18 protein-coding genes are annotated in these 21299 nt (G+C 47.5%); 10 read left to right on the forward strand and 8 right to left on the reverse strand.

Features of this window, described 5'->3' with window-relative positions:
- Positions 1–58: 58 nt before the first annotated feature.
- From NSQ68_RS24700 to NSQ68_RS24710, 3 genes are all read right to left on the reverse strand, one after another.
- Positions 59–769: an MBL fold metallo-hydrolase gene (locus tag NSQ68_RS24700; protein WP_342427474.1), complete on the reverse strand. Its 711-nt coding sequence runs from the start codon at positions 767–769 to the stop codon at positions 59–61.
- 555 nt (positions 770–1324) lie between these two features.
- On the reverse strand, positions 1325–1966 hold the full coding sequence (locus tag NSQ68_RS24705) for an SDR family oxidoreductase (protein WP_342427475.1): 642 nt from the start codon (positions 1964–1966) through the stop codon (positions 1325–1327).
- Between the two features lie 100 nt (positions 1967–2066).
- A complete protein-coding gene (locus tag NSQ68_RS24710) occupies positions 2067–2666 on the reverse strand; it encodes a WHG domain-containing protein (protein ID WP_342429159.1) in 600 nt (199 codons plus the stop codon).
- 247 nt (positions 2667–2913) lie between these two features.
- Here NSQ68_RS24710 and NSQ68_RS24715 point away from each other — a divergent pair, with 247 nt between their 5' ends.
- The 5 genes from NSQ68_RS24715 (at position 2914) to NSQ68_RS24735 (ending at position 6475) form a co-directional block, all read left to right on the forward strand.
- Positions 2914–3654 carry a phosphate ABC transporter ATP-binding protein gene (locus NSQ68_RS24715; RefSeq protein WP_342427476.1) on the forward strand — a complete coding sequence of 247 codons (741 nt, stop codon included), beginning with the start codon at positions 2914–2916 and terminating at the stop codon, positions 3652–3654.
- The gene (gene fetB / locus NSQ68_RS24720) at positions 3651–4412 is read left to right on the forward strand and encodes an iron export ABC transporter permease subunit FetB (RefSeq protein ID WP_069290659.1); all 762 of its coding nucleotides are present in this window, start codon (positions 3651–3653) and stop codon (positions 4410–4412) included. Before NSQ68_RS24715 ends, fetB begins: the two co-directional genes overlap by 4 nt.
- 123 nt (positions 4413–4535) lie before the next feature.
- Positions 4536–4883 carry a general stress protein gene (locus NSQ68_RS24725; protein ID WP_342427477.1) on the forward strand — a complete coding sequence of 116 codons (348 nt, stop codon included), beginning with the start codon at positions 4536–4538 and terminating at the stop codon, positions 4881–4883.
- 246 nt (positions 4884–5129) lie between these two features.
- A complete protein-coding gene (locus NSQ68_RS24730) occupies positions 5130–5426 on the forward strand; it encodes a hypothetical protein (protein WP_342427478.1) in 297 nt (98 codons plus the stop codon).
- Between the two features lie 131 nt (positions 5427–5557).
- Positions 5558–6475: an AraC family transcriptional regulator gene (locus tag NSQ68_RS24735; protein ID WP_342427479.1), complete on the forward strand. Its 918-nt coding sequence runs from the start codon at positions 5558–5560 to the stop codon at positions 6473–6475.
- Between the two features lie 192 nt (positions 6476–6667).
- Here NSQ68_RS24735 and NSQ68_RS24740 read toward each other — a convergent pair whose 3' ends face one another.
- The 3 genes from NSQ68_RS24740 to NSQ68_RS24750 form a co-directional block, all read right to left on the reverse strand.
- Complete coding sequence (locus tag NSQ68_RS24740) at positions 6668–7270, reverse strand: zeta toxin family protein (RefSeq protein ID WP_342427480.1); 603 nt, start codon at positions 7268–7270, stop codon at positions 6668–6670.
- Positions 7271–7444 carry a hypothetical protein gene (locus tag NSQ68_RS24745; RefSeq protein ID WP_023990932.1) on the reverse strand — a complete coding sequence of 58 codons (174 nt, stop codon included), beginning with the start codon at positions 7442–7444 and terminating at the stop codon, positions 7271–7273.
- Positions 7445–7956: 512 nt separating this feature from the next.
- A complete protein-coding gene (locus tag NSQ68_RS24750; RefSeq protein ID WP_342427481.1) occupies positions 7957–8151 on the reverse strand; it encodes a hypothetical protein in 195 nt (64 codons plus the stop codon).
- A 265-nt stretch (positions 8152–8416) separates the two neighbouring features.
- Between NSQ68_RS24750 and NSQ68_RS24755 the strand changes: the two genes are divergently transcribed.
- Positions 8417–9598, forward strand: coding sequence for a serine hydrolase domain-containing protein (locus NSQ68_RS24755; protein WP_220026377.1), 1182 nt, complete (start codon positions 8417–8419; stop codon positions 9596–9598).
- On the opposite strand, the gene NSQ68_RS24760 is transcribed toward NSQ68_RS24755, so the two are convergent.
- Positions 9584–10027, reverse strand: coding sequence for an Lrp/AsnC family transcriptional regulator (locus NSQ68_RS24760; protein WP_029518733.1), 444 nt, complete (start codon positions 10025–10027; stop codon positions 9584–9586). The genes NSQ68_RS24755 and NSQ68_RS24760 overlap by 15 nt on opposite strands.
- A gap of 156 nt (positions 10028–10183) precedes the next feature.
- Here NSQ68_RS24760 and NSQ68_RS24765 point away from each other — a divergent pair, with 156 nt between their 5' ends.
- The gene (locus NSQ68_RS24765) at positions 10184–11362 is read left to right on the forward strand and encodes an MFS transporter (RefSeq protein WP_342427482.1); all 1179 of its coding nucleotides are present in this window, start codon (positions 10184–10186) and stop codon (positions 11360–11362) included.
- 347 nt (positions 11363–11709) lie between these two features.
- Here the strand turns inward: NSQ68_RS24765 and NSQ68_RS24770 are convergent, their stop codons facing one another.
- The gene (locus NSQ68_RS24770; protein ID WP_342427483.1) at positions 11710–12648 is read right to left on the reverse strand and encodes an AraC family transcriptional regulator; all 939 of its coding nucleotides are present in this window, start codon (positions 12646–12648) and stop codon (positions 11710–11712) included.
- 166 nt (positions 12649–12814) lie between these two features.
- On the opposite strand from NSQ68_RS24770, the gene NSQ68_RS24775 reads away from it, so the two are divergent.
- The 3 genes from NSQ68_RS24775 (at position 12815) to NSQ68_RS24785 (ending at position 21121) form a co-directional block, all read left to right on the forward strand.
- Positions 12815–15013 (forward strand): glycoside hydrolase family 52 protein, encoded by a 2199-nt coding sequence (locus NSQ68_RS24775; protein ID WP_342427484.1) that lies wholly within the window; start codon positions 12815–12817, stop codon positions 15011–15013.
- A gap of 35 nt (positions 15014–15048) precedes the next feature.
- On the forward strand, positions 15049–17220 hold the full coding sequence (locus NSQ68_RS24780; RefSeq protein WP_342427485.1) for an alpha-glucuronidase family glycosyl hydrolase: 2172 nt from the start codon (positions 15049–15051) through the stop codon (positions 17218–17220).
- Positions 17221–17527: 307 nt separating this feature from the next.
- A complete protein-coding gene (locus tag NSQ68_RS24785) occupies positions 17528–21121 on the forward strand; it encodes a family 14 glycosylhydrolase (RefSeq protein ID WP_342427487.1) in 3594 nt (1197 codons plus the stop codon).
- Positions 21122–21299: the final 178 nt, after the last annotated feature.

Below are 21299 nucleotides of genomic sequence, written 5' to 3' on the forward strand. Positions count from 1 at the left end.
TCTGCCTTAGCTTAGGACTTTGTGAGTTCTGGCTGAATGTTGGCTGAATACCGAATCATCACACTGAAGATTGTCGCTCCATCTCCATAATCGCTCTTTCCAGCTGAGATTGTGGATGCTTCAGCATGTTGCCGTGCCCGACAGCTAATAAAGATGGATTGAAACTCGCCAGCTTTTTGGCGCTTTTCAGTGAAATTTTCTTGTTCCAGGTAGCCAGTGCGGGAAAAGGAAACAGCGGCTTAACCCTTCCCGATACCGCTATACCACCTCGGATCTGGAAGGCGTCGCCTGCAATCAACGCTCGGGTACGAGTATCCAAAAATGCCATCGAGCCTGGCGTATGTCCTGGTGCGCTGATCGCCAACAGCGAACCCACATGATCCCCGTCCTCCAGCAAAACGTCAGGCTGGGTAAGGATATGCTTCGGCACATCGCCCCGAATTGGAGTATCCGGCTCCCCTGCCTCCAACGATACATCGCCCTGTAGCAGCGATGCATCCCGCCTTGAAATGAATACTTGCGCGTCAGGATACCTTGTCTTGAGCTTATCCAACGCACCTACATGATCCCCATGGGCATGGGTAAGTACAATTCGAATGATCGGCTGCCCGATCCGCGCCGCAGCCTGCGCTATACCACGGGTACTGTATGGCAATCCGGCATCTACCAAGGTGAGCCCCTCTTTCTCCTCCACCAAATAACAGTTCACCGGGAACAGCCGGGGCATAAACGTCAATTGATACACATGCTGCACCTGAACAATACGCATTTTAGCTCATCTCCTTGTCTTCATTATAAACTAATTATATTAGTATTATAAATAATATAATTAGTTATAAGCAAACATTTTTGCTGCTATTCAGCTGGAGTTGGAGCTTGGAACTGCTATAAGGACGATCATACTGAGAAAAACAGCAAAAAAGCATCCTCGGAACTCTGCCTCCGGGGATGCCTCTCAAAACAAGAATTAACCTTTTCCTCCTGTTATTAATAACGAAGCCTTCTTGGCTATTTCCTCTTGATCAAACGGAGTAATTCCAGATGCCCATAAATAACCAGCCTCATGTATAATGTTGGCATAAATAGGTAGGGCACCTTTCAATTGGCACTTTCATACAAGCGGGTACGGCAGGAGATCCAGATATCATTGCAGAAGCTTGGTACAACTTATACGAGAAAAAGCATAGCTTTGAAGAAACCTTCCCAAAAGGAATTGATCCAACCAAGCTGTAAAATATTTAAAGCGAGAAGATGACCATTAAATGGCCGTCTTCTCGCTTTTTTGTCATTTATAAGCGTCCTCTGGGCAACAACTTCACCGTAATTACAGCCGGATTGCCTCAGCAATAGGCGTACTGCCAGACACCAAATTAATTGCACGATGATACGTCTGCTGTTCCTCCAGCGCTGCTACCACCGCTGCCGCCACATCTTCACGGGAAATGGTGTGGCTGGTGAGATCCTCACCGGTAGCAACTTTGCCGGTGCCCACATCATCCGTCAGGCCACCCGGACGAAGAATCGTGTAGTCCAGGTTGCTCGCCTCCAACAGGCGGTCAGCGTAATGCTTTGCCACATAATACGGTTTAATGGATTCGGGCCACTGCTCCCGATTCTCCACATGTAGGGCGCTAACCATAACGAAGCGTTGGATACCTGCTTGTTCGGCGGCTTCCATCGCCTTGACCGCTCCATCCAGGTCGATAAGCAGCGTTTTATCTGCACCTGTTTTTCCGCCGGAGCCTGCTGTGAATACGATAGCATCGCTGCCTTTTATAGCTGCGGCAATTTCACCAACCGTCCCTTCGAGGTCAGCTACCACTGTTTCTGCTCCCAAACGTTCAAGCGCTTCGGCCTGATCTGAATTGCGGATCAACGCCTTTACACGATGCGATTTATTTTGCCCCAGTAGACGGACAAGATGTCTGCCTACTTTTCCATTTGCGCCAATCACCAGTACGTTCACTCATATCCCTCCTGTATTCAGAGTCTCTCATCTACATTATACAGATGTATTTTACCCTTCGGGTCTGCGACGCAATCATGTTAGCTGCATCAGGTTGAAATCAGACTTCTTTGGTCAGCTCGGCATCTCGCTTTTGCTGCATACGCAGACCTGCCAAAAAGGTAGCCATCATCACCTCAATGCTCCGATCCACTTCCACAGGTAAACCAAAGCCACCCTTTTGTTCAAGCGAGGCAAATCCATGAAGCAGACTACGGAATCCCCTCGCTGCATGAATGCAATCTTCTTCCTTGAAGCCGTAACCACTGGACAGGACGGTAATGACCAGCTCGGCCACGCGATCCGCAGCCTGCCTCATTTCGGTATCATTTCGATCAGTTGCATACAGCATCGCTTCATACAAACCCGGTCGCTCCCGAGCATACCGCATATACGCCTTCCCCATAGCGGTCAGCGCATCTTCGCCCGCTCTACCAACCGCTGCGCTCATCAAAGCTTCCTCCAACTGTTCGAGGCTGTGCAATGCCAGTACTTGGCGCAGTCCGTTCAATCCGTTCACGTGGTTATACAAGGACGGAGGGCGAATGTGCAGCTTTTGCGCCAGCGTGGTGAGCGTGACATCCCCCATCCCTTGTTCATTGGCAATGTCCTCAGCAGCCCGCAGGATATCTTGCAGCTTTACTCCGTTTCTAGGCGACATCATCCTGTCTCCTTCCATCGAATTTCTATGTAATCCGGTTCCTTATGCATATACTGAGTCGATCCAGATTCTATTTTAACTAATCCTGTTAGTTTATACAAAGAAAATGCTGTTTACAACAGCCGACCTGCATCGAACCTTTATAGAAGAGCATAGCGGGCATTACTGATATAATAAAAAAATAAGATCATAAACGGAACGGATCTGAGCCCTTTCTCGATCCCTTACAAAGGAGCTAGCTATATCTATGGAACCCAAGCCACTTCCAGCTATTGAATTCAATCACATTATCAAATATTTCACCGGGTCTGGACAGCAACGTGCGGTTCTGAACGGGATTACGGCAAAAGTTTCTTCCGGCAAAATCACCACGTTGGTCGGTCCATCGGGGTCTGGTAAAAGCACGTTGCTTTCACTGTGCAACCTCCTAATGACACCGGATGAAGGGGGCATCCGTGTCCTCGGCAAACCTATATTAGAGTGGGAGATCCCTGAACTGAGACGGAAAGTAGCATTGGTTTTTCAGGATGCCCCCATGCTTCAGGGAACTGTCCTGTACAATCTCCAAACCGTAGAACGGCTGCACGGTACGGTGCTGAATGATCCTGCTGGCCTGTTGGAACGCGTAGGACTCACCCGCGATCTGTTGGAACAGAAGGCGCAGGAACTGTCCGGCGGACAAAGACAGCGCTTGGCCTTGGCGAGGACGCTCGCGAACCGCCCGGATATTTTACTATTGGATGAGATTACTTCTGCACTGGACCCTGCCTCGGTCAAAGAGGTTGAGGAACTGTTGCTGCAAATGAACAAAGAAGAGGGAACAACGATGATCTGGATTACGCATCATATGGAACAAGCCCGCAGGGTAGGCCACGAAACATGGCTGATGATCGACGGAAGACTGGTAGAACAAGCGGATACGGAGACGTTTTTTAATGCTCCGCAGCAGATTGAGACCCGCAAGTTTGTAGCAGGAGAATGGGTATGACGATTGTTGCCTTGATTCTCTCTCTCGGTTTTGTATTTATCGCCATCGTCATGTCCAAATCCTTCAAACTCGGTCTGGACCGAGACATTATTATCGCTACGATCAGAGCGTCAGTTCAACTGCTGGCGATTGGATATGTATTGCATTTGATTTTTGGGATGCAAAGCTACGGATTTATCGTATTATTCATTCTGCTCATGATTACCGTAGCCTCACAAAATGTTGCGCGCAAAGGACGGTTTATCCCCGGTCTCATGTGGAAGTCATTCCTGACGCTGCTGTGTGTGGAAATCGTTACACAGACATTCCTCATTGGCCTGCATATCATTCCTGCGACAGCCCGATATATGATTCCGATTAGCGGCATGATCATTGGCAGTTCCATGATTTTGTCCAGCCTGCTGGTGTCCCGGCTCAAGTCGGAAGTCCTGCTGCGCAAGCCTGAAATCATGCTCATTCTGGCGTTAGGCGGCACGCCTAGACAAGCCATCTTCCCTATACTCAAGGATTGCATACGTTCCAGTATGATTCCAACCATTGAAGGGCAAAAAACGTTAGGGCTTGTCCAGCTTCCCGGCATGATGACCGGACAAATCATCGCAGGTGCCAATCCGATTGCCGCCGTGCGTTTGCAATTGCTCATCGTATTTACTACCATGACCTCTGCTATTTTGACCAGCGTGCTGCTCAGCCTGTTCATTTATCCGGCATTATTTAACCGCCAGCAACAACTGCACACAGAAGCATGGGAACGCTGATCGAAACGAATATATCCAGTTAATCATCAGTTCTCAAATAAAATAGACATGTTTAATTCCTGACACGAAGGTTAATAGATACACGAACACGCTTTACTAAAATTCGATGAGGAGTGATTGAACATGGCTAACAACAACCAAAATGGCAAAATGAGTCGCGAAGAGGCAGGACGTCTGGGTGGAGAAGCTACTGCTAAAAATCACGACAAAGAATTTTATCAGGAGATTGGCGAAAAAGGTGGCGAAGCCACTTCCAAAAGTCATGGCAAGGACTTCTACCAGGAAATCGGTGAAAAAGGCGGCGAAGCCACTTCCAAGAACCATGACAAGGACTTCTATCAGGAAATCGGACGCAAGGGCGGTGAAGCCCGTGGCAATTCAGACCAAAGTGATAGCGACGGGAAAATGAGTAGGGAAGAAGCTGGCCGCAAAGGCGGCGAAGCCCGCGCACGTCAGCGTAGAGATAACTGACAATAGGGAGTATGTGGTCGGTGCAGTTGCGATGTAAAGGCACAGACTGCATATAAACACGAAGAAGTATAGTGGACGTTTATGTTATAAAAGCCTATCTGCCGTTTTTCCGGCAGATAGGCTTTTTGTGTGAAAGTTACTTTCATCATCCGATCATACACCTTACAATATACATAAACAGGCTAAATAACCAATCATACATATTTTATTACAAATCAAAGAATAGATTATGGGAGGTTTGCGCAAATGTTGATTACAAAGAATAAAACGGCTGCAACTATTTTAAGAATTTTATTTTTTTCACTAATTTTCAGCTGGATTTATTATTATTCAGGTCATCACTCGGCAGAAACCGCTAAGCTAGTTAAAACTACAGATGATTACTTGGTCATACAGAGAGGTGCTTCTAGCGGGGGTGAATATAAAGAATTATATATTTCCTCAAAGTCTGTGATCCCTCCTCTGGTTATAGGCAAACAATATTATTTCGTGTCTGATCAAAGGTACTTTCAACACCCATATATCCGTTATGTAGAGGAGTGAAATAGAATAAGACAACAAGGACTAATATAGCCCTTGATTAAAGCTTCATGGATACAAAAGAGTGCATGCAACTCAAGTCAAATATTCCTGCATTCCGGCTGTTAAGATGGAGTCGAAAGGAGGGAACCCTCGTGTACGAATGGAACGAAATGGTCCAGCTCATGATCGATTGGATTGATAATAATCTTACTTCAGCACCTTCGTTGTTGAGAATGTCCAATCAGTTAGGCTACTCCCCTTACTACTGTACAAAGCAGTTTCATTCTCTTACAGGAATGACGTTAAGGGATTATGTGTGGATGCGCCGGATTAGCCGTGCTGCACTGGAACTCCGGGATAGCAATGTCCGCATCCTCGATGTTGCAGTAAAGTATGGGTTTTCTTCACAGGAGGCTTTTACACGGGCATTTGTAAAAGCGTTTGAGGTAACTCCGGCTGTATACCAGAAGGAGCCCCGACCTATTCCGTTAGCCATTCGTGTTGAGGTATTCTCTCCTTATCATTACCATTTGAGGGAGCGAGATAAGATGGTTAAGGATAAGATGGTTAAGGATCATTTGCAAGAAGCTGAAGTCAAAATCGAGCATATACCAGCACACAAATTTATTGGAATCTGGGATACATCTTCACGAAACTACGGTGATTTCTGGAGAAACGGTCATAATTGTGATGAAATTTGCGGGACATTGGAAAGCATGTCTCATCTCAAGCTTCCCGAACAATTGGGCCAAACTGCGGGCTGGTTCTATCAAGATGGTCAGAAGGGTTATCTCTATGGAATACCGGTCGCTGCTGACTACGCCGGAGAGATTCCAGCAGGAATGAAGTGCCGGGACATCCCCGAATCAGATTACCTGGTGTTTTTCCACCCACCCTTCAATTATTTAAAAAACAATGGAGACGTTATGAGAATGGTGGAGGAGAAGGCTTGGAACTTTGACCCTAGCAGCTTGGGGTATGAATGGGATGAGCAAACGAAGCAGGATTATCAACGGCATTTCCCGGAAGGATACGGCTACGCAGTGTTACGTCCAGTAAAAAAAGTGTAGAGAAAAAGAATCCTGAGAAGCCGCTACGATCAGGATGCTGTTCATCGTCTTGCTAAAGTCTGTTGAAAAATAATAACAGTTTATTACTAACGGGTTCCGTTTTGAGGTGCAATACACATCGAATTGACATTGTGGACACAATACGATGTAAATACAGAATAAACCGATTCACTGAATCATACAGTTGTCGGTTTATTCTTGATCAGCATTTTTATTTTGCAAGTAACTATCAATGATTTTAACCCAATCCGGTAACAACGCCACATGATGTTTTATCGTTTCACTATCTGATTCCAATACAATCACGCCATCTGAGCTGCTGTTGTCAATGACAATTAAATGATCGATAAGTTTAAGATGTAAGAGCAGATTTTCCAGTGAGGTCTGATGCCGTCTTATAATATCAGCGGTATCAATATGGTGACCCCCATTTCGAACTCGTGCTGCAACTCGCTCGATATTAAGACGATAATCACCTAGGCCCACATAAAACATGATAACTTCAAAGCCATTTTCTTTTGCCACTCGCATTTGTCGAATCACATTGCCACCAGCAAGTGTCGTCTCTACAGTAAAATCTCGTTTATTTCTTATACAATCCCGCGCTAGCTTAATCGCTTCCTTCCCTGCCGATACTTTGTGTCGATCAGGGTTTTCACGATCAATCCCTCGTGCTAACGCATCTGGATCGATATTAACACTTACACCAAGTTTATCAACGATTAAATTACGAATTGTACTCTTACCACTTCCGTTGTTTCCTTTCGAATACAAACATAGTAGCAAACGGCTCACTCATGATAAAATATCCTGTTCTTTAATTCGTTCGACTTGACCATTACTGTACTCTTTAACAAATTGACCATCCGGCGTTTTGTAGACGATATATGTGCCATTTGCCTTAGCGTCCAGTTTGGCTCTATCTCCAGTTAGTTTGATTAACTTGCCTAGGTCGTGTGTACGATTCATTCAGCCATCACCATCCCATCCAAATCATTTATCGAGAGTATATCATAAATCTAAGTCTGAAAGATTCCAGCGTTACTCAAATTCACACGAATACCGCACGGCTAACAATCGTGACAAGTAAATAGGATCGAAATATCGTTCTTTTAAATACATTTTAATAAATAAGTTTGGAATAAATGCTACCTTCAGCTTTTTTTATTCGTCTATAACAACAAATACAATTGCGGAGGTATAGGAAATGAAATCTTTTCGTTTTTGGCTAGTCCTAATCTCATGTCTAGTTATTACTGTAAATATTACGGGGTACGACGACTATAATATACTCTTGGCTATCATTAGCCCGTTGGTTTGGATGTATGAATCATTTCGATTTGTGCGAGAGGCAGACATCCCCATAACTATTGTTTACTTCACTACACTAATTTTCTGGTATCTCATTGGATACGCTTTGGACCATTTGATTAGAAAATCAAAAAATTAAAATCACTTGAAATTACCTTCTAAATTGTCGTCTACTTTGTCAGACTCGTACTCAACCATTCTGTTTTAAAGCGATAATCATCAGACAGTGAAAGCATCTTATCGTAATCGCGACTCATAGAAGCGTTCATATATTCTGAAAATGTCGAGACAGCAGCCTCTTTGGGCTTATCGGGAAGTTTATAAGATTCCTTATCCCCTCCAAAACCCGTAGCAATTACGGTCAAAACCCCCTCTGTTGTAAATTTTACCATCTATTTTCAGCGTATCACAAGAGCGTGTATCTCAACTTAAAAAGATGCTGTAAAACGCAGCATCACTTCCTGTAAAATCCTATTCATTTAAATCCAAGGCCATCCCTTTAATATAATTTTATTTTAACGTAAATACTCACTGAATACCTTTGTTACCTTATGTAATGTCGTCTTCCCATCCTGTAAACTAAGTTCCATCAAGCGGTAACCGCTGGATCATAGAGAGGATGAGATATTTATGAGTTTGGATAATAGAGTTTTTGCGATACAAGCTGGTCTGGACGGTCGTGTAAATGCAGTTATAGATCAAACCCTTGCCGAAAAGCGCCTGATCGGCGCAGTCGTCATGATATATATGGATGGTTCGCCCGTGTATGTCCGAGCGGCGGGGCTGGCTGATCGAGAAGAACAACGTCCTATGCATGAGGATGCTTTATTTCGGCTTTCTTCTGTATCCAAACCGATTGTATCTACTGCGGCTTTGGTTTTGGCAGCCCAAGGATTGATTAAGCTCGATGAATCTATTGAACGCTGGTTGCCCGACTTTCGCCCCCGATTAATCAGCGGTGAGCAGCCCTCCATTACAGTACGCCAATTGCTGACACATACTGCCGGGTTGACCTATGGCTTTTTAGAGGAAGAAGGCGGCGGTCCCTATCATCGTGCAGGCGTATCAGATGGCATGGATTTTTCAAATCTTACGCTGGAAGAGAACTTGCAACGTTTGGCTTCTGTGCCTCTGTTATATACACCGGGTAAAGCATGGGGATATTCGATTGCCACTGATGTGCTCGGCGCTATCATTAGCCGTGTATGTGGCACAACCCTTGATGCAGCTGTTAAAAAGCTCGTTACTGAACCTCTCGGTATGCACGACACCAGTTTCGCGGTCGCGGATGCCGGACGGCTTGCAGCTCCTTATGTCAACGATATATCAGAACCTCGGCGGATGCGTGAGCTTGAGGTTGCGCAGGTTTTTGAAGGCACTGCAGGACTTCGTTTTCAGCCTGCACGAGCCTTTGATCCCACGGCTTTCCACTCTGGTGGCTCTGGTATGATTGGCAGCGCAAAAGATTTCATGCGGCTGCTGGAAACACTGCGAAACGGCGGCAATCCGTTACTTTCAGAGGAATGGGTCCGTGAAATGGGCACCATCCAGACCGGGAACCTCCCCTTGGCAGGCTGGCCGGGGCGGGGCTTTGGACTAGGATTCACCGTACTCCAAAATCCCGATGAAAGCGGAACAGCTGAATCACCCGGAACGTGGCGTCTTGGAGGAGCTTATGGTCATTCGTGGTTCGTAGATCCCGCACTAAGACTCAGTGTGGTCGCCTTTACCAATACAGCATTTGAAGGGATGTCAGGTCCGTTTACAACCGAGCTTTGCCAAGCCATTTACGGTAGCTCAAATAGGGTCTAATAAAGTGGGGGTTACATGTTTATGGTCTACAGGCGAGGACAGGACAATTAACGTGGTAGAGTGCCCGTGCTTTCCACACTCATCCCCGAACTGCTCCAGCTTGAGCATAGACTCAACCATGACTTTCAGTAAGTAATTTTGCTCGCCGCTAATTCTATGACATTCAATGACTTCAGGTGCAGATTGGCAAAACTCAACAAATGAATTGCATTGGTTGGTGTGCACGAGCACGTGAGCCATGATCGGTTTTCCAACTTTCTCATGTGAAACTGTGGCACGATACCCGGTGATAATACCTTTATCCTCCATGCGCCGTACTCTTTCCGTTACGGCAGGCTGGGAAAGTCCAACCTCCTTACCCAGCTCGGTCATGGAGATACGCGCCTGGTTTTGTAGACACAACAAAATTTTATGATCCACTTGATCCATCAAATCCACCTCCTTAAGTCCAAGGTAATATTGCATAAATACAATTATTATTATGTATTATTTCGAATATTGCCTTATTATTTTATGATTTAATGAAATATTAGCATGCAATATCAAGGACGTAAAGCAGGAAGACATGGAGAGGGAATGAAACTAATGAAATATAGTAAGCCCCTGCTTTTTATTGCGCTTGGCCTATTTGGTGTATACACGATTGAGTTCGGTGTGGTTGGCATTTTGCCGGTCATCATTGAACGTTTTCATATTACGGCAGCCCAGGCCGGGTTTCTTGTCAGTTCATTTGCATTGATCATCGCGCTGTTCGGTCCCTTCATGGTGCTATTGATGTCCAGGTTTAACCGCAAGCGAATCATGACAATGTCGTTGTTTGTTTTTGCCGTAACAAGCTTGCTGTCAGCCTATACATCCAACTTTTATCTACTAGTGATTTTACGTATCATTCCGGCTCTGTTTCACCCGGTGTATTTCTCGCTTGCCTTTGTCGCCGCCACTGCGTTGTATCCCCCGGAAAAAGCAACGCAAGCTTCCGCCAAAGCTTTTCTCGGCACGAGCATGGGAATGGTACTCGGTATTCCAATTACGGCCTATATCGCCAATCAATTTTCATACGAGGCTTCCTTTTGGTTTACTGCGGTAGCGAATGGGATTGCAGGGATCGGTATTTTATTTATGCTGCCGGATACACCACAAGCCGAAATGTTCTCCTATCGAAAGCAGCTTGGCATTTTGCGTAAAGTATCGCTGTGGCTCAATATCGGGGCGGCTACTTTTATTTTTGCAGCCATGTTCTCGGTGTATAGCTATTCTGCCGAATATTTGGGGCAAAATACAGGGATGAGCAGCAAGGTTATCAGTTTTCTGCTTATTATTTTCGGCATCGGCGGAATGATCGGCAATCTGTTGGCTGGTAAGCTCATGGGCTTGCATAAGGTACGCACCGCACTTTTTCATCCAGTAGTCTTGGGGGGCACCTATTTGCTGTTGTACGGGATCAGCTCTTCATTCATCCCTACGCTCTTCATCATTATCGTGTGGGGTGCCGTTCATACCAGCGGACTGATTGTCGCCCAGATTTGGGTGATTGATGAGGCCAAAGAAGCTCCTGCGTTTGCCAACAGTCTTTATATCTCGTTTATTAACCTAGGGGTCTCACTGGGCTCGCTGGCAGGGGGCTGGTTTATTGCCAGAGCGGGCATCCATGGGACGCTGTGGAGCGGTTTGCTGTTCGCCATGCTGGCGATGGTATGCATCGGGTCTAAAGTAATTTATCCACGTATTTTTCGAAAGTATAAAAGGTTAAATGTGCAAAACTAAAGAGTTGCAAGAGGGCCAAGGCCTGTTATCATAAAAAAACCGGTCAACACTTTGTATGGGGTTGAACCGGTTTTTGTTTAATGATTTATTCCTGCCTGTCGGATTGGATCAGAATGAAACATGCACTTCGTTGCGGATTAGATCAACGTATAACCGCCATCTGGGAATAGCACGCTTCCGGTGGTAAACAGATGGTCGAATGCTCCGACTTTTTTAAAAAACGCCTGAACCTCTTCCTCTATTTGATTATTCAGTTGGAAGGTCGACACGTTGATTATGTGAATTCATATTATTCCAAGCTCCTTTATAAGGGTTATATCATAACTATTTTAAAGGAATACTTATTTTTATTCAGATGGGCTTTCCTGCACCGTGCTTTTGCGATAGGATGTCGGCGATTGGCCCGACCAGCGCTTGAACTGTCTGCTAAAATGCGCAATATCCCCATAGCCAAGCATATCGGCAATTTGTTGCACCGACCATTGCGGATCAGCCAACAGCAACTTGGCCTCGTGCAACACAAGCCCGGATAGATATACACGGGGAGATACGCCGAAAACGCTACGGAAAACACGATTACAATGGGATACGCTAATACCTAGCTCGGATGAAATCCCCTCGATCCCATCCTGTTTTTCCACCGAGCCAGCCTGTCCATAAGGCTGATTCACTCTGCCCTGAAGACGACTCGCAATCTGATGGGCAAGCTCTGCCTGCACATATCCACGCCCCGGCAGATGGGCCGCTTCACTGGATACGGCCTCCCACAACGTTGCGAATAGTTCAAACACAGCAGATTGAATCCGCATTCGCTTTGCCACCGAATCACTACCTATTCCTATGTCTTCCGGCGTTGAAAGATCGAGCAACTTGCCCAGCGCTGGTCCCATCTGTCCTGCCACTGTGCCTTCGGCTGGAAACAGCACCTGCTCCAGACGACTCAGCAGCGAGAGAAACAGCTTATCATCAATGTCGAAATGCATACAAAAATACGTAAATCCCTCTCCGTTACTATGGCTGGAGTGGACAATCCCCGGGCGCAGCAGCACCAGATCACCCTGTCGCTGGGTATAGCTGCGACCATCCACAACCATGATCTGTTCTCCCGCAAGCACGATGTTAATTTCATATTGAGGATGCTCGTGTGGCGGATAGCTCCAGACTCTTCCCACACTTCGTGTATGAATGGCAAACAAATTGACCGTGGTTCGCACATCAGGAAAAAAGAATTCCTCTGCTGTAAGGTCTGAATGATGAGGATGCTTCGGTAAACGTGGTGACGACATGTTTTCCCTCCTGGCTTACTTACATGGATATACTCCAGTATATCGCTTTCAGCGCGATTTGGATAAATAGTTGAGCGATTTGACAATGGTTCCCCGCCACATGACATGCTAGGCTCTAAGTGAAGTTATTCAAAGTTAAACCTTACTATGAAAGGGGTTTCATTATATGTCGAAAAATATATTTTATAACACACAGCATGCACCTATCGGTTCTTTTTCCAGCTTTACGCTTGGTTTTAAGGGCAATCGAGGCGGACTTGGTTTGGAGCTGGGCAAGCCTGCCGACGAAAATGTATATATCGGGGTGCAATCCAGAGATGGCGGATCATACGAGGCGCTTCCCTTTTTTACATCCACACAGGATGAAAGTGCCCGCTACGACGTGGAGAAAAAGGGTAAACGAACGGAACCGCAGCTTATGGCTTTTGCCGATTCAGACATTACCCGTGAGCTAAAAGTAGGAACAGATACATGGCAGGCTGGAGATTTGACGTTCCGGCTGTACTCTCCTGTTCGCCCGGTACCCGAGCCGGGAACCGCAGGTATGGATGAACTGCGGGCAGCGTTGGTCCCGGCGGTATTCGCCGAGCTAACCGTCGATAACACGCAGGGAACTATAGCACGAAAAGCTTTTTTCGGTTATCAGGGCAGTGATCCGTATAGTGGCATACGCATTATAGGAGAAGATCCGCGCAGGGACGCTACGGATTCTACCCCATTGGAGGGAAGACTCACAGGCATCGGCCAAGGACGCAGCACAGCCATTGTGACCAACAGCAGTGAAGCAGTACCTGCCAGCGGATTTGCAATGGAGAAGCTGCTTGGGGAGACCATGGCCGAGAATTTATCCTTTGGCCTGGGCGCGACGGGTGCGCTCCTAATGGACGTTCCTGCAGGTGAGAAGCGCACATATGCCTTCGCCATATGCTTCTATCGCGGCGGCATTGTGACAACAGGCATCGAAGCTTCGTATTACTATACCCAGCTGTTCAACGATATTGAGGACGTGGGGAGCTATGCTTTGAAGCATTTTACAGACCTGACCGCAGCCTGTGTTCAGGCTAATCGCTGGATGGAGTCGGCCGACCTGAGCCCGGATCAGGAATTCATGCTCGCTCAGGCGATCCACAGCTACTACGGCAGCACCCAACTGCTTAGTCACCAAGCGGACGGAGAACCGATCTGGGTTGTGAACGAAGGCGAGTATCGGATGATGAATACACTCGATTTGACGGCAGATCAGCTCTACTATGAATTGATTTTAAATCCATGGACGGTGCGCAACGAGCTGGAGTGGTTTGTCCAAAGGTACAGCTATCGGGATGAGGTACGCTTTCCTGGAGAGGAACAGACCTATCCCGGTGGTATCACGTTTACGCATGATATGGGCGTGGCAAACGTGTTCTCCCGGCAAGGGTACTCCTGTTATGAGCTAGCAGGGATCGACGACTGCTTCTCTTACATGAGCCACGAGGAACTGGTAAACTGGCTTTGCTGCGCTACGGTATATATCGAGCAGACACAGGATCAGTCATTTACGACACGTATGCTGCCTGTCTTGTGTGACTGCTTCGAAAGCATGCTGCGGCGGGATCACCCCGACCCGGCACAACGAAACGGCTTGATGGGCTTGGACAGCTCTAGAACCCGGGGAGGCGCGGAAATTACGACCTACGACAGTCTGGACGTATCTCTGGGTCAGTCCCGCAACAACATTTATCTAGGCAGCAAATGCTGGGCGGTATATGTTGCTCTGGAAAAGATATTTGCCTCAAAAGGGCTTAACTCCCTTTCACAGGAGGCTGGCTTACAAGCGGATAAATGCGCAGCAGCGATCACAGCACATATGACAGACAAGGGCTATATTCCAGCAGTTATTAAGGAGGGCAATGACTCGCAGATTATTCCTGCCATTGAGGGGCTGATCTTCCCTTACTTTACAGGATGTGAGGATGCGCTTAAGCCTGATGGACGGTTCGGTGGATATATCCAAGCACTGCGGCGTCATTTGGAAACTGTACTGGTACCGGGAGTTTGTCTATTTGAAGACGGAGGCTGGAAGCTATCCTCGACCAGTAACAACTCCTGGCTGAGCAAAATCTATCTGTCACAGTTTATTGCTCGTGAGCTGCTGGAGCTGCCTTGGGAAGAAGCTGGGCAGGCCGCAGACGCTGCCCACGTCTCATGGCTCCTTCATCCTGAAGAATCCTATTGGTGCTGGAGCGATCAGATACTCTCAGGCATTGCCCATGGCAGTAAATATTATCCGCGCGGAGTTACCGCTATTTTGTGGCTGTATGAAGGCAACGGCAACCGTCTGACTCTCCCAGAGCATATGAGTCAGGATCAGGAACAGCATGTCTGAGGATCATCCTCACCTGCCCAAAAGGAGGCTCCAGTATGAGCAAGCTTATGGATATGCCAAAAGAGAGCGGCTATGCTGCTTGGCTGCATTACCGCCGCAATAGTAAGGTAGAAGAGCTGCCCGTTTGGTGCAGGGTCATCGTGGTCCATGAGACAGATGAAGTGCTTCAATCAGCTGCGAATGAGCTTCAGCACGGATTGACCTCCATGTTTGGACAGCAGCCGAAGATCAGCGCCGTTCCTGTGAATGCACCATTCATTACGCTGGGTACGTTCCCAGCGCATCCTTTGGTCGCAGAACGATTCAGCGCAGAGGAACAGGCAGAAGTAGATGCAGAAGGCTACCGAATTCGCGGGATAGAGATGCCAGATCCGGCATATTCAGCTTCGCACGGTAACGATGAGTTCAAAGGACCGTACGTTACAGTCGCAGGGCAGACCTCCAAAGGCGTATTGTACGGAGTCTTTCATCTGCTGTGTTACCTGCAGGGAGGATTAGACGGCAAACTGAAACCCGCCGCCGAGGAGTCATTGCACGCCCCCCTTCTAGACCTATTGTCTAATCCAGCTAATCCCATCCGTATGATCAACCACTGGGATAACATGGATGGTAGTATTGAACGCGGGTATGCGGGTGGGTCCATTTTCTACGACAATGATGCCTTTACTGCAAATATGGAGCGCCTGCGAGACTATGCCCGTCTACTCGCTTCTGTAGGCATTCAAGCGCTATCCATTAACAATGTGAATGTCCATCAGGTAGAAACCGAGCTGATTACAGATAAATTCCTACCGGATGTGGCCAAAGTAGCTGCGGTATTCCGCGCCTATGGCATACAGATCTACTTGAGCATTAACTATGCCAGTCCTATTCAGCTCGGCGGGTTAACTACAGCCGATCCCTTGGAACCAGCTGTAGCTGAATGGTGGCAGACCAAAGCCCAGGAAGTTTACGCCGCCGTTCCTGATCTGGGTGGTTTTGTGGTCAAAGCCGATTCCGAAAATCGACCCGGACCGTTCAGCTACGGGCGTCATCACGCCGATGGAGCCAACATGCTGGCAGATGCGTTGCAGCCCTATGGCGGACGTGTGATTTGGCGCTGCTTTGTCTACAACTGCAAGCAGGACTGGCGCGATCGCAAGACAGATCGGGCTCGCGCAGCCTTTGACCATTTTAAACCGCTGGATGGGCTGTTTCGGGAAAATGTCATTTTACAGATCAAAAATGGTCCCATGGATTTTCAGGTGCGGGAGCCTGTCTCCCCCCTGTTCGGTGCGCTGGAAGCCACTCAGGTACTGCTGGAATTTCAAATTGCGCAAGAGTACACCGGCCAACAGAAGCATCTATGTTACCTTGTTCCCCAATGGAAGGAGGTATTGGATTTTGACACCTATGCCCAAGGAAGAGGCTCCACCATCAAGCGTATTGTGAGTGGCGCCCTGCATTCTCCCAAACCCACCAACTATGGAATAGCCGCTGTATCCAATATTGGTGCAGACACCAATTGGACCGGACATTTGCTCGCCCAGTCCAATCTTTATGGCTATGGTCGACTGGCATGGGACCCGGAGCTGTCTGCGGACGAAATCGCTGATGAGTGGGTTCGGCTGACGTTTGGCAGACAAGGGAATAGCGAAGGCGGCACAGATTTAATTTCTACCATTAAGCAGATGCTGCTCGATTCATGGAATATCTACGAGTCCTACACCGCCCCTCTGGGGGTCGGCTGGATGGTCAGTCCCGCTCACCACTATGGGCCGGATGTAGACGGGTACGAATATTCCATGTGGGGCACCTACCATTTTGCTGATTGCCAAGGGATTGGAGTAGATCGCACGACCGCAACCGGAACCGGCTATGCAGGACAATATTTTTCTCCCCCTGCCGATATCTACGAATCTACGGACACCTGTCCGGATGAACTGCTCTTATTCTTTCACCATGTTCCTTATACACACTTGCTCCACTCCGGCCAAACTGTCATACAGCACATTTATGATACCCATTTTGAAGGTGCAGAACGTGCGGCCCATCTCCGAGACACATGGGTTAGTCTACGAGGGCAACTGAATGATACCATGTATGAACAGGTGCTGGAGAGGCTGGAGCATCAGGCTGAGCATGCCAAAGAATGGCGGGATCGGATCAATACGTATTTCTACCGTAAAAGCGGCATTGCCGACCAGAAGGATCGCCCTATTTATTAAGCAGGCTGTCTCGGAAATACTTTCCATACAGACTGGAACAGGACTTTATACGCTTAGGTTCACTTTCTCCTATACTGGCTTGGCTATCCCGCACACCACTAAAAGGCATGCGTCTTCCTCAGACCTATGCCTTATTTTTTTACCTGGAGACTTTTAGGCACACGGTTGCTAACGTAAAATGTCATATTTCTCCACCTTGAGTGTGCAATAAATTCTTCTTTTTATGCAACCGCTTGCTCTATACTATTTTTGTAGACGTTTACAAAATGTTGTCGAATTAGACTATGCTTTGGGGAGGATGATCGGTTTGACCTTGTATCGAAGTCTATGGAAAAAAGGGTGTATGCTTCTACTAAGCCTTGTGCTGTCTCTGACCGCCTTCATTGGCTCACCCTCTAATACGGCGAGCGCCGCGGTTGCAGATGATTTTCAGGCTTCCGTTATGGGACCACTGGCGAAAATCAACGACTGGGGTTCCTTCAAAAAGCAACTGCAAACGTTGAAAAACAATGGCGTGTATGCCATCACTACCGACGTCTGGTGGGGCTATGTAGAAAGTGCAGGAGATAACCAGTTCGATTGGAGCTACTACAAAACCTATGCAGATGCCGTGAAAGAAGTGGGACTGAAGTGGGTTCCTATTATCTCTACGCATAAGTGTGGAGGAAATGTGGGAGATGACTGCAACATCCCGCTGCCAAGCTGGCTGTCGAGCAAGGGCAGTGCAGATGAAATGCAGTTCAAGGACGAAAGCGGCTATGCCAATAGCGAAGCCCTTTCCCCACTGTGGAGCGGAACCGGTAAACAATATGACGAGCTGTATGCCTCATTCGCTCAAAACTTTGCCGGGTATAAAAGTATCATTCCCAAAATTTATTTAAGCGGCGGTCCTTCCGGAGAATTACGCTATCCGTCCTACTATCCAGCAGCAGGGTGGAGCTACCCGGGACGAGGCAAGTTCCAAGCTTATACTGAAACAGCCAAAAACGCATTCCGCACAGCTATGAATGACAAGTACGGATCATTGGAGAAGATTAATGCTGCTTGGGGCACCAAACTTACCAGCCTTAGCCAAATCAATCCACCGACCGACGGGGACGGATTTTACACGAATGGCGGGTATAATTCCGCGTATGGAAAGGATTTTCTGTCGTGGTACCAAAGCGTACTTGAGAAGCATCTGGGCGTCATCGGAGCTGCTGCACACAAAAACTTCGATTCCGTGTTCGGTGTCCGTATCGGAGCCAAGATTTCCGGTCTGCACTGGCAGATGAACAATCCTGCCATGCCTCACAGCACAGAGCAAGCAGGTGGATATTATGATTACAACCGTCTCATTGAGAAGTTCAAAGATGCGGATCTAGACTTGACATTTACTTGCCTGGAGATGAGTGACAGTGGTACAGCACCGAATTATTCGTTGCCGTCCACCCTGGTTGATACCGTCTCCTCCATCGCGAATGCCAAGGGTGTTCGCCTGAATGGTGAAAATGCACTCCCAACAGGCGGTAGCGGGTTCCAAAAAATTGAAGATAAAATCACGAAGTTCGGTTATCACGGCTTTACACTTTTACGCCTCAACAATCTCGTTAACAGCGACGGCTCACCAACTGGTGAAATGAATGGATTCAAACAGTATATTATCAGCAAGGCCAAGCCCGGCGATAACGGCGGGGGTACAGACAACAAAGTAACTATATACTACAAAAAAGGCTTCAACTCACCTTACATTCACTACCGTCCAGCTGGCGGAAACTGGACTGCAGCGCCAGGTGTGAAAATGCAGGATGCCGAAATTAGCGGCTATGCCAAAATTACCGTCGATATCGGATCTGCCTCCCAATTGGAAGCCGCTTTTAATGACGGCAATAACAACTGGGACAGCAACAACTCGAAAAACTACTCCTTCAGCACGGGCACTTCTACTTACACGCCTGGTAACAGCGGCAATGCGGGAACGATCACATCAGGCGCTCCAGCGGGCACGATTCCTGGGGATGGCGGCGGTACAACTAACAAGGTAACGGTATACTACAAAAAAGGCTTTAACTCGCCTTACATTCACTACCGCCCGGCTGGCGGAAACTGGACTGCCGTACCCGGTGTGAAAATGCAGGATGCCGAGATTAGCGGCTATGCCAAAGTTACCGTCGATATCGGTTCCGCCTCCCAATTGGAAGCTGCTTTTAATGACGGCAATAACAGTTGGGACAGCAATAACTCGAAGAACTACCTTTTCAGCACTGGAATTTCTACCTACACACCCGGCTCTAACGGGGCTGCAGGATCTATCCGAACGGGGGCACCTTCGGGGGGCGTCCTCAGCGTAGGGGCTTCTACCTACGCAACCGACCTCAACGAAGTGGCAGGACCTATCCCAACAGAAAAACTTTCGGGTGTATCCTTAAACGTAAGTACTTCTACCTACGCACCCAACTCTAACGGAGTTGAAGTAACTGCTCAAACGGAGGCGCCTTTAGGCGCCTTCACTCCTATAGATCCGGGTACCCTTTCCAAGCCCACTCCCCTCAACGTAGACTGGAGCAAACAAAGCATTTATTTTATCATGACAGACCGTTTCAGCAACGGAGATACATCCAACGATAACTACGGTGGCTTCAATTCCAACAACAGCGACCAGCGCAAGTGGCATGGTGGCGATTTCCAAGGTATTATCAACAAACTCGACTACATTAAAGATATGGGATTTACCGCTATCTGGATTACCCCAGTAACGATGCAAAGAAGTGAATACGCTTACCACGGCTATCATACGTATGATTTTTATGCGGTAGACGGGCATCTCGGTACAATGGACAAGTTCAAAGAGCTGGTTGGTAAGGCACACGACAAAAATATCGCTGTGATGCTGGACGTCGTCGTGAATCACACAGGTGATTTCCAACCGGGGAACGGCATCGCCAAGGCTCCTTTTGATAAAACAGATTGGTATCATCACAATGGTGAAATTACAGGTGGGGACTACAACTCCAACAACCAATGGAAAATTGAAAATGGTGATGTGGCAGGACTGGATGACCTAAATCATGAAAACCCTGCTACCGCAAACGAGCTTAAAAACTGGATCAAATGGTTGCTTAATGAGACAGGCATCGACGGACTGCGGTTGGATACCGCCAAGCATGTACCGAAGGGTTTTCTAAAGGATTTTGACCAAGCTGCCAATACCTTCACCATGGGTGAAATTTTCCATGGCGACCCTGCTTATGTAGGCGATTACACCCGGTATCTTGATGCTGCACTAGATTTTCCGATGTATTATACAATCAAGGACGTGTTCGGACACGATCAATCCATGAGAAAAATCAAGGATCGCTACTCCGATGATCGTTACTATCGCGATGCTCAAACCAACGGTGTATTTATCGACAATCATGATGTAAAACGTTTCCTGAATGACGCCTCCGGCAAGCCAGGTGCTAACTATGACAAGTGGCCACAGCTCAAAGCTGCTTTGGGTTTTACTCTGACGTCGCGCGGGATTCCAATTATCTATCAAGGCACGGAGCAAGGCTTTAATGGCGGAGATGATCCCGGCAATCGGGAGAATATGGTTTTCAACGCCAACCATGACCTGTATCAGTACATCGCTAAGCTGAACTATGTGCGCAACAACCACCCTGCTCTGCAAAACGGCAGCCAAAAGGAAAAATGGGTGGACGACTCCTTTTACAGTTTTCAGCGTTCTAAAAATGGCGACGAGGCCATTGTATTTATCAACAACTCCTGGAATAGTCAAACCCGCACGATTGGCAACTTCGATAATCTGTCCAACGGGACCCGCCTGGCTAACCAGCTGAGCAACGACTCCGTTCAGATTAACAACGGCTCGGTCACTGTAACTCTCGCTCCAAAGGAAGTTAAAGTTTTCACCAAGTAACGGTCACATTCAGTTACATTGGTTATTCAGATGTGCTAAAATAAATGATAGAAGGATATACTAAAAAAGAGCAAGGATGCTGGTAACATCCCTACTCTTGGCAACAGCCGCTTTGAAGAGCGGTCGGCTGTTCAAAGGCGATCTACAGAAATAGACCGTTTTCCCCTTGAGCAGGGCG

The organism is Paenibacillus sp. FSL L8-0158 (genome assembly GCF_038592965.1).
In the GTDB taxonomy this organism is placed as follows: Bacteria; Bacillota; Bacilli; order Paenibacillales; family Paenibacillaceae; genus Paenibacillus; species Paenibacillus polymyxa_D.

Excerpts from the sequence above, each read along its gene's own strand:
- NSQ68_RS24700 (WP_342427474.1), bottom strand. The coding sequence starts at position 769 with ATGCGTATTGTTCAGGTGCAGCATGTGTATCAATTGACGTTTATGCCC.
- NSQ68_RS24710 (WP_342429159.1), bottom strand. The coding sequence starts at position 2,666 with ATGTCGCCTAGAAACGGAGTAAAGCTGCAAGATATCCTGCGGGCTGCT.
- NSQ68_RS24715 (WP_342427476.1), top strand. The coding sequence starts at position 2,914 with ATGGAACCCAAGCCACTTCCAGCTATTGAATTCAATCACATTATCAAA.
- fetB (WP_069290659.1), top strand. The coding sequence starts at position 3,651 with ATGACGATTGTTGCCTTGATTCTCTCTCTCGGTTTTGTATTTATCGCC.
- NSQ68_RS24725 (WP_342427477.1), top strand. The coding sequence starts at position 4,536 with ATGGCTAACAACAACCAAAATGGCAAAATGAGTCGCGAAGAGGCAGGA.
- NSQ68_RS24730 (WP_342427478.1), top strand. The coding sequence starts at position 5,130 with ATGTTGATTACAAAGAATAAAACGGCTGCAACTATTTTAAGAATTTTA.
- NSQ68_RS24745 (WP_023990932.1), bottom strand. The coding sequence starts at position 7,444 with ATGAATCGTACACACGACCTAGGCAAGTTAATCAAACTAACTGGAGAT.
- NSQ68_RS24755 (WP_220026377.1), top strand. The coding sequence starts at position 8,417 with ATGAGTTTGGATAATAGAGTTTTTGCGATACAAGCTGGTCTGGACGGT.
- NSQ68_RS24760 (WP_029518733.1), bottom strand. The coding sequence starts at position 10,027 with ATGGATCAAGTGGATCATAAAATTTTGTTGTGTCTACAAAACCAGGCG.
- NSQ68_RS24765 (WP_342427482.1), top strand. The coding sequence starts at position 10,184 with ATGAAATATAGTAAGCCCCTGCTTTTTATTGCGCTTGGCCTATTTGGT.
- NSQ68_RS24770 (WP_342427483.1), bottom strand. The coding sequence starts at position 12,648 with ATGTCGTCACCACGTTTACCGAAGCATCCTCATCATTCAGACCTTACA.
- NSQ68_RS24775 (WP_342427484.1), top strand. The coding sequence starts at position 12,815 with ATGTCGAAAAATATATTTTATAACACACAGCATGCACCTATCGGTTCT.
- NSQ68_RS24780 (WP_342427485.1), top strand. The coding sequence starts at position 15,049 with ATGAGCAAGCTTATGGATATGCCAAAAGAGAGCGGCTATGCTGCTTGG.